This window comes from uncultured Ruminobacter sp., from assembly GCA_902764345.1.
GTDB lineage: Bacteria > Pseudomonadota > Gammaproteobacteria > Enterobacterales > Succinivibrionaceae > Ruminobacter.
This window is the reverse complement of the sequence record CACWVT010000015.1, coordinates 22,637-39,310: the sequence shown is the minus strand read 5'-3', so window position 1 is coordinate 39,310 and position 16,674 is coordinate 22,637. Positions and strand designations below refer to the sequence as shown.

12 protein-coding genes are annotated in these 16,674 nt (G+C 36.9%); 3 read left to right on the top strand and 9 right to left on the bottom strand.

All coding sequences use genetic code 11. The features are described from left to right. Window positions 1-13: 13 nt before the first annotated feature. Together QZU58_RS04375 and QZU58_RS04370 are read left to right on the top strand one after the other, a co-directional pair. Entirely contained in the window at window positions 14-436 is a 423-nt protein-coding gene (locus QZU58_RS04375) for a hypothetical protein (RefSeq protein ID WP_294462213.1), read from the top strand. A gap of 191 nt (window positions 437-627) precedes the next feature. Further along, complete coding sequence (locus tag QZU58_RS04370) at window positions 628-2,115, top strand: hypothetical protein (protein WP_294495296.1); 1,488 nt, start codon at window positions 628-630, stop codon at window positions 2,113-2,115. A 29-nt stretch (window positions 2,116-2,144) separates the two neighbouring features. Here the strand turns inward: QZU58_RS04370 and QZU58_RS04365 are convergent, their stop codons facing one another. Continuing rightward, window positions 2,145-2,369: a DEAD/DEAH box helicase family protein gene (locus tag QZU58_RS04365; RefSeq protein ID WP_294495342.1), complete on the bottom strand. Its 225-nt coding sequence runs from the start codon at window positions 2,367-2,369 to the stop codon at window positions 2,145-2,147. On the opposite strand from QZU58_RS04365, the gene QZU58_RS04360 reads away from it, so the two are divergent. Then, window positions 2,289-2,465 (top strand): hypothetical protein, encoded by a 177-nt coding sequence (locus tag QZU58_RS04360; protein WP_294495293.1) that lies wholly within the window; start codon window positions 2,289-2,291, stop codon window positions 2,463-2,465. The genes QZU58_RS04365 and QZU58_RS04360 overlap by 81 nt on opposite strands. Before the next feature lie 609 nt (window positions 2,466-3,074). On the opposite strand, the gene QZU58_RS04355 is transcribed toward QZU58_RS04360, so the two are convergent. From QZU58_RS04355 to QZU58_RS04320, 8 genes are read right to left on the bottom strand one after another with little or no spacing between them, the layout of a single operon-like run. After that, window positions 3,075-3,719: a hypothetical protein gene (locus tag QZU58_RS04355; RefSeq protein WP_294495290.1), complete on the bottom strand. Its 645-nt coding sequence runs from the start codon at window positions 3,717-3,719 to the stop codon at window positions 3,075-3,077. A gap of 12 nt (window positions 3,720-3,731) precedes the next feature. Then, window positions 3,732-5,747: a DNA/RNA helicase domain-containing protein gene (locus tag QZU58_RS04350; RefSeq protein WP_294495287.1), complete on the bottom strand. Its 2,016-nt coding sequence runs from the start codon at window positions 5,745-5,747 to the stop codon at window positions 3,732-3,734. A 21-nt stretch (window positions 5,748-5,768) separates the two neighbouring features. Beyond that, the gene (locus QZU58_RS04345; protein WP_294495284.1) at window positions 5,769-7,880 is read right to left on the bottom strand and encodes an AIPR family protein; all 2,112 of its coding nucleotides are present in this window, start codon (window positions 7,878-7,880) and stop codon (window positions 5,769-5,771) included. Then, window positions 7,873-8,874 carry a PD-(D/E)XK motif protein gene (locus tag QZU58_RS04340; RefSeq protein WP_294495281.1) on the bottom strand — a complete coding sequence of 334 codons (1,002 nt, stop codon included), beginning with the start codon at window positions 8,872-8,874 and terminating at the stop codon, window positions 7,873-7,875. Before QZU58_RS04340 ends, QZU58_RS04345 begins: the two co-directional genes overlap by 8 nt. Then, a complete protein-coding gene (locus QZU58_RS04335) occupies window positions 8,858-11,671 on the bottom strand; it encodes a Z1 domain-containing protein (RefSeq protein WP_294495278.1) in 2,814 nt (937 codons plus the stop codon). The genes QZU58_RS04340 and QZU58_RS04335 overlap by 17 nt, the downstream gene beginning before the upstream one ends. After that, window positions 11,664-13,169, bottom strand: coding sequence for an ATP-binding protein (locus tag QZU58_RS04330; protein WP_294495276.1), 1,506 nt, complete (start codon window positions 13,167-13,169; stop codon window positions 11,664-11,666). Before QZU58_RS04330 ends, QZU58_RS04335 begins: the two co-directional genes overlap by 8 nt. 10 nt (window positions 13,170-13,179) lie before the next feature. Further along, complete coding sequence (locus tag QZU58_RS04325; protein ID WP_294495270.1) at window positions 13,180-14,742, bottom strand: restriction endonuclease FokI C-terminal domain-containing protein; 1,563 nt, start codon at window positions 14,740-14,742, stop codon at window positions 13,180-13,182. Between the two features lie 4 nt (window positions 14,743-14,746). Beyond that, entirely contained in the window at window positions 14,747-15,799 is a 1,053-nt protein-coding gene (locus QZU58_RS04320) for a DNA cytosine methyltransferase (protein WP_294495266.1), read from the bottom strand. Window positions 15,800-16,674 lie beyond the last annotated feature (875 nt).

Sequence of the window (16,674 nt, the reverse complement as noted above, 5' to 3'; positions counted from 1 at the left end):
GGTAGTACCCGTAATGACAAAATTATCAAAACTGTTATCTTCCGTTTCCGCATTCCTTATACTGGCTTCAGCAGAAGTCTTGGCCTTACCGCCCGGATATATGGAACTTCCTTCAGGTGTCCCATCCTCAGAGGTAAAGGTTCTGACCAGTAATAAAGGTGCTCAGGTCATGGTGATAATGTCTCCGATTAAAAAGGATATTCAGGAAATCGATGAGGCCCAGATACAGGAAACCAAAAACAAAATCAAATGTAACAACTATGAAACAGGAAGCGACCGAAAATCTTTTAAGGGAACCGGATGCACCGATCCGTCAACCGGAGCAGAACTGTCGTTCATAGTTAAACTCACCGGCGGAAAATTCATCATGGTTCTGCACAATGACGTTGTTACCGACTCAGATGTTCAGGCAATCATCGATGAGTATGCCGGTTGAACGCATACGGTATCATAATGCCCGTTCATTATTGAAAACGAAGCCTCCAGGCTTCGTTTTTTTCTGTGTGAAATGTCCTATGCTGTCACATTACTCCGAATATTTTTTTTGTAAAATTCAGACATAAAAATGCATGAAATAATTATATGTTCTAGCGGCAGTTCTTCATTTTTGTCCGGAGAGAGATTCAGATGGATCATTCAGATCACGCCAGATGTCCCAACTGTTCATCCAACATGGTTTATGACATCAAACTCGGTGCCCTTAAGTGTGAGTCATGCGACAGCATGTTTACGGTAAATGAATACGAGGAGATTTTAAAAAACAAGAAAAGCAAAAATGCCGAGTCGTTTTCCCGCGGAGCAAAAGTCGACGATTCGGATGAGTTCTTTGATGCGGAAAATCTGAAGCGCTCCTACATCTGTTCGTCCTGTGGCGGACAGCTGACTCCGGGGGCTGTGGCCGCCACCCTTACCTGTCCGTTCTGCGGTAACGACATCGTGTTTACCGATAAATACAAAACCCAGAGGATGCCGGATTTTATTGTTCCGTTTCAGATGGATCGCGAGGATTTCATAAAGACGTACAGAGAAGAATTAAAGAGTAGACTGTTCGTTCCTGATGATTTCATTACCGGGGCAAAACTTGAAAAGGTTAAGGCCTGGTACATTCCCTTCTGGCTGTATGACCTGACGGTTAAGGGTTCTGCCTCCTATCAGGTTGAAGACGTAAAGAAACACGGAAAGAACAGCTATAAACATCAGGTTTATGAGGGCTCTGCCTGCGGGGAACTTACTTTCAGCAACATACCTCAGGACGGGTCCAGAGAGGTTGATGACAGGGTGTCCCAAAGACTGGAGCCTTTTCCCGTCGATCATAAGAGAAAGTTTAATTTTGCTTATCTGTCAGGTCTTGATGCCAAAATTTACAATGTTGATTCAAATGAATGTATTACCAGGGTGAAGGTTCGTGCCAGGGAGAGCATGGACAGATTTCTGTCCTCTGCCCATGAGCATAAATACTATCGCGTTACCGACAGAAAGTATGACATGAAACCCAACGGCATTTCATATGCACTGATGCCGTTATGGAACATGGAGATTCAGTGGAAAGGGAGTTCTTTTCCGTTTACCATGAACGGTCAGACCGGTAAATGCGTGGCGAAGTTTCCGATATCATGGAAAAAGTTTTATGCCTGCATACTGTCTTCATTATGGATGCTGAGCTGTTTTCTGGCGTGGGTCAGTACCATCGAAGCCTTTGTACGGGCGAAGGACAGCATAAAGGGTGTGGGGTTACTGTGTTTCGGATACTGCTGGCTTATGTCTTCGTTTTTTCCGAGATATCTGTTTTCCAGAAATCTTAACTCCTCAATTTTCAGTTCCCTGTTTTTTATCATCGGCTGTTATTTTATCTACCTGACATACTGCGGGAAGATTGACTGGGCTTATTTTCTCATTTCTTTCGCCCTCGGGCTGTTTACCATTATTATGGTAAACGTCTACGTCGTTTACAAAGAAGTTAAAGAGCAAAACATGATTGAACTCAGGACTTCGTGTGACAATAATATTACTCAAAAAGTAGCTCCTACGGTATATCACCATGAACTGGCGAAAACCAAGAGTACGGGCAACACGTCAAGCATCATTAACGGGAAAGAATGGAATCCTGAGTTATAGAGGTTTGACACAATGAGGTCCGGTCATGATTATGACACGGACCTTTCGTAATGACGGAATGAACGGAAGAAATACCGGTCATTCCATTTTTTACTGCTGTCAGCAGTAAGCCCCAAAAGAGTCTTTGGTCTGAAGTAGTCCAAAAGCTCCTGATATGAAGGAGCTGCCACATTGTGGCATTCGTCAACGACAATATCATCATAAAAATCAGGTTTAACGACGTCAGTAAGCTTTTTGGAATTGAAGCTCTGAATGGAAACAACAAAATGATCAAGCTGTTCAGGGATATCCGTACCTATGTCAGAAACCTAAAAACAATTTATCAGGTAGCGAATGAAAGTTTAAGTTAAAATCGGAGTGGTCAACTTCCGATCGTTTAAGTGGTCAACTTTTTCGATCGTTCTACAAGTGACCAGAGTACGGAACTGTTTCCTCCTAAGTTTCTTAAGTAACTGACGAATAGGATAATCGGCGGTTATGCTGGTTATCCTTCCAAATCTGCCAGAAAAAATTATAGATGGCCTGATAATTAAGTTAGAGGTGGTAAACTATTTGGTTAACGATGGTAAAGTAATTTGGTTAAAGCTGGCCTGCTAAATCACATTACGTCCACAGATAATGTATGAAGGCCGATTACCAGACTGATTTCCGGTATAAACAAAAGACAGAAGCTGAAACTTCCGTCTAGGAATTATTTTGTTTTTTAATAAAAATAATTAAATTTAAATAGAAATAATTGATTATTTTATTTATAAAACATAAATCTTGATTTATAAAAACAAACAGGTAATATTAATAACACAAAAGCAGTAACCGGAAGTAGTATGAACCCCGTTATTGATCACTTGATTGATAACGGGGTTCATACTAAAGGTCACTGCTTTAAAAAATTCTCAGGATGTTTTTCTATTTACAGAATTTTTTTTCACATACTCAATTTTGCATCACTCATCTCTAGGTTATGCGGTCTGTTGCTCATGCCCAATAACTTCAACAAGGCAATACCTTCTATTAGCTGTTTTATCGTTACTTATGCAAAATTGCCAACTAATAACATATTCCCCCGATATCAATATGCCATCTCTATTTTTTCCTTTTCCTGTTGGTTTCAATATCCTACCCTTTAGCGGTTTGCGGGCTCGAAAATAAGCATAAATATCGTCTTCTTTACTTTTGCCTGAATAAAAATTTTTATCTTCAACAAGTATTAAACAATAAGTTTTCTTAAACCCCAATTCATTCAACTGCTCCATGAATCTTATATCCTTCACAAAGTCATACATTGTTTCTGGGGTCCGCCCATTGTGAGGACACTTCAGTTCTATAGCATATCTTTCCGAATCATCATTTTCATCGTAAATCACAATATCTATTTCGTGTTTTATTGTTTTGTGTTTTATTGTTTTGTCTTTTTGAAAGAAATTAACATTTCTTTCAAACTGAACCTTATACTTATACTTTTCTTCTTCTTTTTCTTCCTGTAAACATTGACGTAAATAAATACCTAATTCGTGCTGTAAACTAAATTCATTATAAACTTCTATACTACCTTCTCCTACCAACCTCATAAATTGGGTTATCAGATCTTTTAGATTATGATCCATAAAAACACTCCTTTATTCTCCTTTTATCATCTCTTCTATTCCACAATCAATCAAATACTCATATATTTGATTGTAGAAATTATAATAACGCGAAGGATCCTCATCAGGATCGCCTCCCTTTGGTACAAATATAATCATTCCTTGTCGTGCTCTAGTAAGCAGGACTCGATATGAATTAACCAAATATCTCTTTTGTTCTTCCTTATTTCTATGAAGCCACTTGGTTCCATGAAAATAATAATGATCCCATTCGTTCAAATTTTTTCTGCGTAAATCAGCATCCCAACAAACCACGGCCCAATCAATTTCTAAACCCTGCACCTTAAATTCACTGGCAACAACTTCCATCATATTAGATGATCTTAAGTCATCGCTTGGAGCCAAAAACCAGTTTTTAACATCAATATCTTTAGGAACGTATATTCCCTCTGGTTTAAGACGTTGCGCACTACTACAGGCAAGCACACCACAGCGCTGTGAGCCTCTTACTTGATTCTTAGCCCATTTCTTTGCTACTTCAACATCTCGTGTGATATAAACGGGATATTTTTCTTTTATCTGCTCATATATCTTTCTTGCATTATCAGGTTTATTGTCAAGAAGGTAATCTACAAACTGGCATTGCTTATCTGCTCTAAACGATCTTACTGATGTCTTTAAGTGAAGCGAATCCACTTGATGGCATCTTTCACAGCTCAATATTTTGTCTTTATCTATGTTTTTGTCTTCTGTCTGGCTAAATATAGCAGATGAATAAAACATCTCCCAGTCTTTATAATCATCGATTCCGCAACAAAACCACTCGTTAATTCCAACTTCACCGTCATATATATCTTGACCGAGTCCTACTAAGCAAATCATTACTGCCCATTGTTCATGTCTGTCCATTATTCGAAAAAGAAGATGAGGTTCACTAACGGACATCACAGGATCCTTTTCATGTTTGCTTGTCATTTTCTGCTCGTTCCATACTCGCTGAGCTTCATCAAAAATCATAATATGTTCAGGAGTTGGAAGTACATTTTTTGCATTATCTTTTTTAAAAGAATAACTGCTCTGAATTAGTGTGTTAATAGCGGTTTCTGTTTCTCTTTTGACCTCTTTGCTTTCTTTGGACATTTTCTCCTTAACGCTTCTTTTTAAGGCTTCTCGAAGAACCTCGACAAGCGGACCATTGCCGGATAAATAAACGCTTAAGTTATCTTTTCCCTTGTTCAGATTCTTAGCAACAACATCAAGACCAACTAGAGTTTTTCCTGCTCCAGGTACACCTGTGACAAAACAAACACACTTCCTGTGATTGTCTCGGGCATAATTAATGATTCTTTCTATTTCTCTTTCGCATTTATCGATATTGTCCTGGCCGGCTTCCGATTGAGCAATTTGACTTATATCATGCGATGTATAAGCCTCGACTGCAGCCGCAATAATTGTTGGAGTAGGGTGATAAGGAGAATTAAACCATTTTTCAAAATCAATTATTTCGTTGTCTCCATATCGTTCAATAATCGAAGTCAGTTTCGGAGTGAATGTATCCATATTCTCCCTTTGGAGAAAGATCTGCTTGTCAGGATAACAATCTATAGATTGTTCTTTCTTATACTTAGGAGCATTAGTAGCTATCAAAATAGGACAAACGTATAGATCTTCTGATTCTTTATGGAAGTTCTTTATGTCTATTGCATAGTCTTCGGCCTGTTGAGCATCTTGTGCAACAAATATATTTTTTCCGTTCTTAAACTCCAAGGAAAAGACTATATGCTTTATTAATAGTATTACATCTATTCTCTTCCCTAATCTAACTATATCGTATTCAAAGATAATATCGCCTTCTACGCCACATTCTTCGAGTTTTGCCTGCAACTGTGAAATCTGGTTGTCCCATGCATCTGACTGTTCTTTATTGACTTCAAAAGAGTGCCTTACTAATTGACCAATGATAGAAGCAGATTTGTCATTCAAAAAGCCTGGTATAGAGTTGCAATAATATGCTTTTCCCGTTTGAGTTGAAAACGTATACTTATTCATCAAAAACCTCACAATAACAGGTTACGAAAAACTTTTTACTATATCTTTAGCGATGTCATCGGTAACAAATCCTTTTTCGACAGCTGTTTGAAGAATAACTAATCCTTGGTTTGCCTGCTTTCGTGAAGGTTCTTTTTGTGAACGTGCATATTTGCCAAGTGTAAATGCAATGCCGTTTTGAAAGGGCTTAAGATTTCTGGTTTCTTTTCCCCATGAAGAAATACTAAACCATACGGAATAATCAACTTTTTGTATGGCCTCAATTAACTGCTTCTCCTTGGAATTAGCAGAATAAATCCCCTGTGATACTGAGGTTGTAGTTCTATTTCCCAACTGAATTAATTCATTTTCTAACTCTGGAGATAAAGAAATATTCAAGTTCTCTCTGATTGTATTCCAACACTTTTCTTTTTTACACCACTGAGTCACATTCATGCCAGAGCATTCATCAATCAAATATTTATAAACTGCATTCGCAACTATTTCAGCTTGCTTGTCAAATGCTTCTGTTGTATCTTGATTTCGCCAGATTTTCTGAAGATCAATTCTCTGACCAGATATATAACTAATATAAGCTACCGTATAATCCGCTATATTAGCCCAAAAGCCCTGAAATCTCTGAGATTTAACAATTGCCCGAACCTTTCTATATAGAATAGTCTTTGCTATTAAATTCTGATAATAATCTTGATCCGGTTCAAATTTACCTCGTTCCTTTAACCTAAGTGTAAAATCTCTAAAACAGGCCTGGCCGCCTTTGCTAGTGATATATGGTAATTGTTCCCATGCATTCTCATATCGTCCTAAATCAAGTTTGTCAAAATACTGAGTCTTTGGATATATCGAATCAAAGTACTTTGAACTCTTCTCACGGGAACGAATATCAGCATACTGTCCTCTTGCTCTTTCATAGAACCATTTCGTTTGTTGCTCACCACCTGTTTTTGCAGGCGCCCATACTGTTCTTGACAATCTTTCAATCGATTGATGGAATTCATCATTAGCTGAGAAATCAGCTAATTGAACCTTATTCTGAGTATTCGCACAAGCAGAGATCTGAGGCACAACAACATCCATCTGCTCTTGATTGTTCAAGACAGTTATTTTAGCTTGCACAAAAATCTTGTCTAATGGCTGTTGATTCTTAATACAAGCATTGTAGATAGATGCTGTCGTTTGACCGCCATTAACAATTTGAAAATCCTTAAGTCCAGTAATAACACATTGCTCATTCGTTTCATTGCGTAAAGAAACACTTTCAGCGGTTGCAGATATTCCGTTGTTGTACGCCAAAAACATTTCAGGAGTATTTGTAATAGTCGATTTAATTCCTTTATTAACATTGCCACGAACCTGCAAAAATGCTCTAACATTTTTCTCAAGCAATCTTGCATCATATGCCTTATATATAGTAAATAATACATCCCCCGGAATAATAGTAAGATATGTAACATAACCTCCGCTTATGATTGAGTTACCGTCAGCATCGTATTTTTTGCACTCAGGAACATTAATTTTAATTGCACTTAATGCTTTACCAGTTAATGATTCTAGATCAATCTCTATTTTTTCCCTTGCTGAACCAGACGTTGATACACGATATATTCGTTCAACATCCCATACGGAAGCCATAAATGAAATGCCATCCTCCTCAATTGGAGGCAAATTCATATTTCTAACTGTTCCATTGGTCATTAAAATTATCTTAACTTCATTAATCTTATCTCGATAATCATATATAGTCTTTGCTAAATCAAAAACGCCATAAGCTTCCTCAACTTCAAGATGATACTTGTTCATAGATTTGAGATAGAAATTCTTCGCCCTATTTACCATAGCTAAGACATCAGAAGGAGGAACAGAATAGACATCCGGACTATTTTTGTATATCGAGACAAACAAGGCTATATACGTCTCATCTTCAGCAATACTATATCCATTGACCTTAATTCCCCGAGCCTCATGATAGGCAATGTTGCCATCCTCTATTTCTGCAGCTTCACACAAATAATCAATATATATCTGCGTAAAAATATTCTCTCTGAATTCCTCTGTTTCTTCGAGAGTAGCCTTATTAATTATCTCCTGACTTAGGTCTTTATAAAACTTCACTAATTCTATATTATTAGCCATTTAGCGCCTCTTTATAACAATCAATCACCTGGTTAAAATCCACCTGGTACGGAGTGCATTTTTCGATGGATAGATTGTAAACTACACCAAATGTACCTGATGGGAGATTGGGGGTGATTATTCGGGGAAAATCATTTTCAACTCTATATTGGCGACGTTCTTTAACAATATACTTTTTACTATAATTTTCTTCTTTTTGATAACCTATACACAGAAGCTTTGCATAGAAAATGCTTTTTCTTGAATCTGATAGTTTCAACGCAACTGATTGAACCTTGTCGTGCAAATTCATTCCTTTAGGACTTTCTTCCAATCGATAAACAACCAGAAACAAAGGAGAATCATCTTCTCTATTTAATTGTTCTTCGCTAGATATTTTCACAGAAGTCAATTGATCTGTTGATTTAGCTTTAATCTCCGCTAAAAAGGCTGGCATTTTATAGTCATGGGCAGATTTAATAGGTCCACTCCAACTATCAAGTATTTGACCAAAACCTTCAGACATAATATCCTCTGCAAATTGTAGTTCACCAATCAGTCCGATGATTTCACTATCAGACAAAGAATTGTGCTTTCTTTTAAAAAACTCACGCCATTTGGCTATTCTTTCAACTAAGATATCTACATATGCATTATTACTTTTACAGGAATTAAGTTCGAACAATATATCACTCGCCACAATAGAAAATACGTCATTTTGATCATGTGCGGCAGACTGCAATACACAAGAACAATAACCATCGTGCGATATAGGTGGTTTACAGACAGATACATCTATTCCTTGAATAGGTTTAATCCCTAACACTGTTTTCTTTTGGTTCTCTGGAATTTCTACACTTATGAAACGACGTGTTGGCAAACCATCAACCCCAATAAACAGCCTAAATAAGCTAGTTGGTGCTATTAGTTGTTGCAAGGTGTTTTGTTGTGTGGTTACTTTTCTCTCCAAATTAATCCAAAGCTCATTTAATAATGCCTCATTCATCTGTTCCATTTCTTAAATACACCTCGTCCACCTTATACTCTACTGGCTTAGCAGTATCACTAGTCGGAAAGCTGATGGCATACCCTAAATACTTATCTGAATAAACCGTCTTTTTTTCTCCTTTTTCATCCAACAGCCCAGATTCAAGTGTATATATAAGTAACAAACCGTTCGTTTTATCTCTGCACTGCCTTATATACTTAGGAGATGGGTCTGTAGGCGTTTTTGGAGATCGTAGATCTGGCTTCCAATTATTTATAGTTATCCTTAGTGCCTCATCTTTTTGTTCTTGTGTGAGATCAACATCTTGATCTGATTCCGTAATCAGATTGTTTCTAATTAAATAGATTGTATCATCGTTCTCCGAACCACGATTGCTAACATCATCAGTACGCCAAGACATTCCAATTTCTATCCCATTTCCATACGAAAAGCTTGTGCCTTGTTTTGACGAAACAAGTGCTACAGACCAATTAATTAACTCCCCATCCTCATTTTGGCTTCTAATGTAATCAGAAAGAATCTTTGGTGATGCATTTGAACATGTTGGGTGTACATAAATATTCTTTAAAAATTCCAACACTAATTCAGGATCGATATCCTTCCAAAGATAATTGTTCCTTGTCTGTACAGAAGGAAGTACTGGTGTTCCAAGCTTCGGAAGCCACTTTTTTACAAAGAGAATATTTCTCTGATTACAGTTGTTTTCTTTATAGAACCTAGTAATTTGAGCAAGCTTTCCTGCAAATGTGACCTGTCTAATTTCGGAATTCCTCATCTTATTCATAGCTGTAATTAACATTCCGTCAGGATGAGTTCTCACTTTTAATCCATAGCTTTCAGGTGTAGCACCTAATTCTGCCATGTCATCTAATTCGTTTTTAAGTTCCTCATTAGCTACAGCAATATGACGATACCACTCATTAAGTTGGGAACTGGTATACAATCTGCACACATCTGCATATCCATCTCTATACCCAAACCATCTTCCCATTTGAAGCAGAGTGTCATATGCTTTCGATAATCGAGCATAATAGCTTACTGTCAAGCCGGATAAAGTCAGTCCTCTTGAAAGCTTGTCACCACCAACAGCTATTACAAAGTATCCATCAGGGTAGTCATCATAATTCAGGCCACCATCAGTTGCTTTTCCATTTACAGCCTTGACCTCTATCTTTGAAGCAATTTCGTACAGTTTCGGTTCTATTTCCTCCCACGTACAAATGCGTATCAAAGGATCATTTAAGGATGTAATAACAGAATTGGTGGTAGGTAAAAAGTCTTTTTCCCATAGATCTTTTATTACATTTATGAGCGTTTCATACTGTGGACCTGTTTTAAACTCAAGTTGATTAACGATTTCTTTTCGGGCAGACTTAAGAAGTTCAACCAACTGCGTTTGAACATCAACAAAACGAGTAACATGGACAAGCATTGAATGATGCTTTTTTCCTTGACCTCTAATATTGCGTATTGCTCCGGCAATAATAAAAGAATAAATTGCCCTGTAAAGCGAATTAGGCAGTGAAGTGACTTTAAGATCTTTTTTGTGCTTTTCAGGAATTACAGATTGATAATCATCTGTAATTCTTATTAGCGGCAAAGGTTTAACTTCTTGTATATTTGCAATTTTATCTTTATATAATCCAAAGACTTTGTCTGGACCTATATAGTTTGAAGGAGCGTGCAAATTTACAATAAAGCTTCTGGGATATAAATCTTCACCGTATTTCTCACCGATATTATTTATATCTGATGGATAGATAAAAATATTAGCGAAAGGTGTAGCCGTATATCCAACGTATGCACTTTGAGAAAAACAGTTTAGAATTTGTCGTATATAACCATTAATCTTCGTCGGATCCTGTTCTTCTTCTAAATCCGGATCAACTTCTGTTTCACCTATCTTTTTATCCGCATTGGTGTCGATAGATGCATTATCTGCCTCATCATCTATAAGCAATAGAGGAACATTTGATATCCTACCTGATGTGTTTTCACTTGAAAACCAGTTATACAAATTCCTTAAAGGAGTTACATTCTTCTTAACAACTGCAACAATTGGATCTCCACCCGGAATTATCGTAACATTTTTATGCGATGTCTTTTTAAAATCACCACTTGCATCTGCGCTGGTAACAGCATTGATTGGAAGATTTGGCACGTTAGGATTCCAACCGACACCTATCCTTGATGATGTTTGATCATATGACTCTTTCTTCCGAGTATCTCTACCAATAAAACCGCAATCGATTCTCTTTTGCGTCTGGCTTCTCAAATCATTATTTAACCCAGCCAAGACTATGATTATTTTGTAACCAGCATCTACTGCTTTTGTTATAAGCCCAATATAATTGCTCGTTTTTCCTGATTGAACATTGCCAACAACCATTCCTCGTCTATCCCAGGCACCTTCTCTACGTGGGCTTTCAAGTCTTTTCAATATTTCTTCACTTGTGTTATCTATTTCAGAAATAACCGGTTCAGGAAGTCGTTCTTTTTTACTTAAATACCATTCGTATCGATTCCAAAAATTCCATTTAATACCAGCCCTTTCATTTGCTAACCACTCAATATGATCCCTATTATCTTCGAGCACACTTGAGTGTCCTTCAAAAACACCATAATTTAACAATATTGTTCTTAATAATTCTTCTTCATCTATAACTTCATCCTTATAGTAGGAAGATAAACTTATAGAATGTTTGTGTATCTCTTCACCAAGATTCTCAGTTGTTATTATTTTTTGGCACAAAAAGTCATAAACAAGATCATAGACTTTATCTCTAAGGCTACCTTTATTCATATACATCAATTCCTTCCCGTTCACAAAATAATTGCACTTTTTCAGGGGCATATATATATGGTTCTGTACTTGCAATATTCTTAACCGCTTCTTGAGGTGAATAACCATTTGAACGATACATTTCGTATAAAGCATCTATCATATCGTCAAATTGATTCGTAGTTCTGCCTTCAAAAGGATTCAGCATTTCATCAGACTTTTCAGAATAATCAGAAATAATCATAGGAACCGGAACCGTTTCTTCAATCAAGTCAATTAATTTGGCCACTTCCTTTTTGTTAGAAGAAGACAGCAGTTGCTTAATTATTGGATGCTCTCGATTTATTGAATAACATATTTTCCCCGAACGAAGATTTTGTTGCCAAACATATGCTTGTATCTTTGATGAATTACGAGCAAGTTTCTTGCCCCTATGTCTATAGACTTTCGCTGATTCTTTTTGCGCTACTACAGCAATGCGACGTAATTCTTTCTGTATGGGGATGGGAGGAATAGCGATTGATTTTCTTACATCAATTCCCCATTCGCTATCAGTCTCATTACCAATATCAATCCTTATGCGAGCTAATCTATATTGCTCTTTCTTCTCCATATCAGGCAACAACCAAGCACCTGCAACAATCAGTCTGTTATTTCTATATATGTAGAATCCCTGCTGTTCATTCCAACCATGTAGGCCACCATATAAAGCAAAATCTTCAGTTGAAATTTTACTTTGATGAGGAAGGATATATGGCTTAATAGTTACTTCGTGTCCATTTATATATAGTGTTTCAGAAGGCTGAAGAGAAGTAAACGTACAATCTGACATAAATGGATCCCACAAATCAACAGCACGATTATTTAGTTTAAACAATACACGCTTACTTCCTTTCATATAACTAGAGAAAACCAGTGAAATATGGTTCTTAACTTGTTTTGCATAATTCAAGAATGCCTTTTGGTAGTCTTCATCATCCACACATTCGTCCGGTACTATTTTGTCAAGTTTCTCCCAAATAACTACTGTTCCATGTTTCCTATCAGAAAAGACATCATCAATGATCCTGTTAGCTGTGTTCGTCACTTTCTTCAACAATATCCATTCATTTGTTTCATTAACAATGTCTAAATCCCAACAACGAACGTTTATCGAGGAATCATTTGTCTTTGAGGCTACTGTTAACCTCTTACATTGTGAAAAAGACGCAGTCTTTAAACCCAGCCCGAATCTACCCAAATCACGTTCGTCTCTGGTATCGAGAGGATTCTTGCTACCTGTTTTCATTGCCTCAAACAGCTCAGTCTCTGTCATCCCATAACCATCATCAGCTATTGAGATAAATGGGGCCCCGGAATTCCAGTCAAATGAAATCGATATATCGCTCGCATTGGCTGTTATGCTGTTATCAATCAAATCAGCAACGGCAGTTGAAATATCATATCCAAAAGCGCGCAAAGATTGAATTAGAGACGCTGCATTGGGATTGGCTAATTCATAATCATTTATATCAAGCATATTCTTATACCTATCTAATATCAGATAAAAGAATTTGTCGATTAAGAGAAAACAATTCTCTTAACTCCGAATGGGAATAATTTTTTTGATTGTGTCTTTCAAGCAACTTAATGAATGTTCCAACGGTTATTCCTGAACCGCATACATGACACTCATCGACCTCTGCCTGAATTTGCCTATCAATCGTATTAATAAACCCTCCAGCAATGTATGAGAAAAATCCTATTGGATACTGGGAATCACTATAATTCGATACATTTTCAATATAGTTATGAACCATACGATTATGATGATCACCACTTATCGAATACTTGCTATATGCTTTATTATCGATAATTGCTTGATACCCATCATCATCAGATATCAAAAGAATATCTGGAGCAGACTTGCTACCAGTTTGACCAAGATGAATAGCATTGTAACCAAGAATATCTTTGAATATGCTTGTAGTTGCAATTTCAAAATCTACAGCCTCATCGCGCCCTTTAAATGCCATCTCATAGTATCTTGAAAGGAACCCTCCAATAGCACCGTGTGGGTACTCTTTATACAAAACTGTTTCCACAAGAACTTTATCTGTACCAGTCTGCAAGGCTATTTCTGATACGATATCGGCGCCAATCTGTGCTATTGGACGATGCATAGAGAAGGCAATAAAAGCTTGCCTTATGCGTTGCATATCTATTAATTTACTTGATACCGTTCCCGTATTCAAAAGATTACGAGTATCTTTCTGGTGCCAGGGATCCAATCCATATTTCCTTTGGAAGAATTCATGATCTTCTGGACGATCTATGAACGATAATTTCTGCGAGAGAATTCTATTGACCTCTTCATTCTTTTCAGGAGAAATCATCATTTTTCCTTCATCTCGGAATATCAACTGGGTATATTCGAGCCAGTTAACCATTGTATTAGCAGTATCATTAAGATGACTGTATGGATGATTTAAATTAACTCTACCTGTGGAAGGAGCATGCGTAACAATGAAATCACCTGGTAGAGATTTATCTCCCGATTCTCGAAAAGCTAACAATCTCTCTACAACATACTCGAAACACCTTTCGGAATCATTAATCCCTTCAGTCATAACGACCTTAGCAATTTCCTCTTCCGTCAGGTACTCAATTCTTGAATCACTGAGAAGTCTGAGCAAAAAGATAAAAGGATGCACCTTAAACTTTTCTGATACGTGGGTTTTAATTCCAAACGGGGAAGGAAACTGATATTTCAGAACCTGATTCTTTAGTATTTCAACAGGAGACTTTCCAGATAAAATGGCTTCTCCCGCCAAAGTCAAAAAAGGAGTTCCTGTGCTCTCTTGTATAAATATAAGTCCTAAACTTGACAGCCATGCCTGATAGGTTCTTCCTCCAGATCCCGAATGATCCCGACGTTCACCGACACGTTTTAATCCATCACGTTCAAGTTCTTCTTCAAAGAGAATATGCACATTTCTTGACGCTGACCATCTTACAGAAAGAGCAACATTTGAAAAGGCAGCCAAAACCTCTGGAATACTATTTAGTTTTCTTTTAGGTCTTGTGACCCACCAATAATTCAATGTTGCCATAGGTCTACTCCTTCAAATTTGGTTCAACATAATCGTAGGGAATGCCGGCAAATGTTTTCAAGATAGCTTCGAATATTATCTTAGCTCCTTGGGCTGGAACTGCCATTCCAATTTGTTTTCTTACAGATTCCTTGCTTCCTTCAAAAACATAATCATCTGGAAAAGTTTGCAACCTGGCGCGTTCTCTATTGGTTAGAGCTCTATTTTCTTTCCAATGATAAACATGTGTTCCTCCACCGCCAGAACCCGTAATCGTATATGATGGTTTATTAGGATCTAGTCTTTTGTATATCTGACTTATCTTTGCACCTTTAACTTTAAGTTGATATTCTTCCGGAATATCGGCTGTAAAAGCATTTTGTCCCGGCTTTATATACTTTAATCTTTCAACGACATGTGCAGATTGTTTAGTCAATTCGTTATTAGGAGCATCAGAGGGGATTGGTGGAACCTCTATTGCTTCTTTGCATGTTTTCATTTTATATTGTGATGGAGAAGGAATTTTAAATTCAAAATCCAAGTCTTCACGTATACCAACAATGATCATCCTATGACGAGCCTGAGGAATACCATATTCTTCAAAATGATATAAATTTGGATAAATGCGATATCCTGCATTTATCATATCCTTCTGTATTCTCTTGAACGCCTTACCTTCATTCGCAGATTGTATGCCACCGACATTCTCGGCTAAAAACCACTGAGGCTTATATTGTAGAAGCACGCTTATCCCATAAGTATACAGAGGACCGTACTTACCCTTAAAACCTAATTGTTCTCCTACAACGGAGAAATCATTACAAGGAAAACCAAAGGCCAATGCATCGATATCACCTAATTCATCTATATCCAACACATGAACATCTTCACAGTACACACTATCAGGATTATCAGGACAGATATTACGAGTATAAGTTTTGCAAGTATCAGCATCAAAGTCGTTTGCCCATTTGTGTACAATCTTCATTCCAGGAACATTTGCATTAATTGCTCCCCATGCAAGTCCACCAGGACCACAAAACAACTCTCCAAGCCTATACTTAATCTCCGAACTCATTGTTCACCTCAAATTATGTAACCTATTTTGATTGTACTCTTCGCATATGACCATTAATGTGACAACAAATAACATACTGCGGAATTATCCATTTCCAGAAACTGTTCACTTGTCGAAATATGCGCATAATTATAATATAAGGCCCCCTTTTTTGGTAAGTATGCAAGCAATTAGGGGGATTTATTTTCTGGTATCTAGTTTTAGGGGAACTTAAATTTACACCTATAAACGCAAGGTTTTTCAAAGAGTATTTCGGGGAAAATACTAGTAATACTCAGCATTTTACACATCTAACAATGGTATCCGCCCCGTAAAATATTAAACTGCAAATTTTAATAGTATTCAGCCTAACACATTGTAAGTGTGAAATCTCTTTATGTCACATTAACGTAATCATCACATGTTTACCGTAATATCTACCCGTTCAAAACAATATCCTTGTCAACTTCACAACAGACGAACCAAACTTATTTCAAACTATCACAAATCATGCATTTATTTCTTAGTTTATTCTCACAAAATAAAGCTATTGAGATAATTATGGTATTGTTTGCTTAAAAATTTACCATCTAAAATATATAGTCATGTTATTTATAGATAGAAGTGCCTCTTTTTAACATTCTCAAAGATGTTCTTTTCTGTATTTAATAACAATTTAGTCAATTTTTTACCTTCATAATTTACTCTTTTCCTCATCAAATATTGACAAAAGGCTCCTAATTAAACAATTCATCTGAATCCTTCTCTGTGGCTTTTCATAATTGGCTTTTACGTTGTTGTATTCCTGCATCATAAAAAAGTCATATGCCTCTACCCAACGTCTTACATTCGGGAGCTTTTGGATATTGACGAACAGCTCTGATAAGAAACTCAAT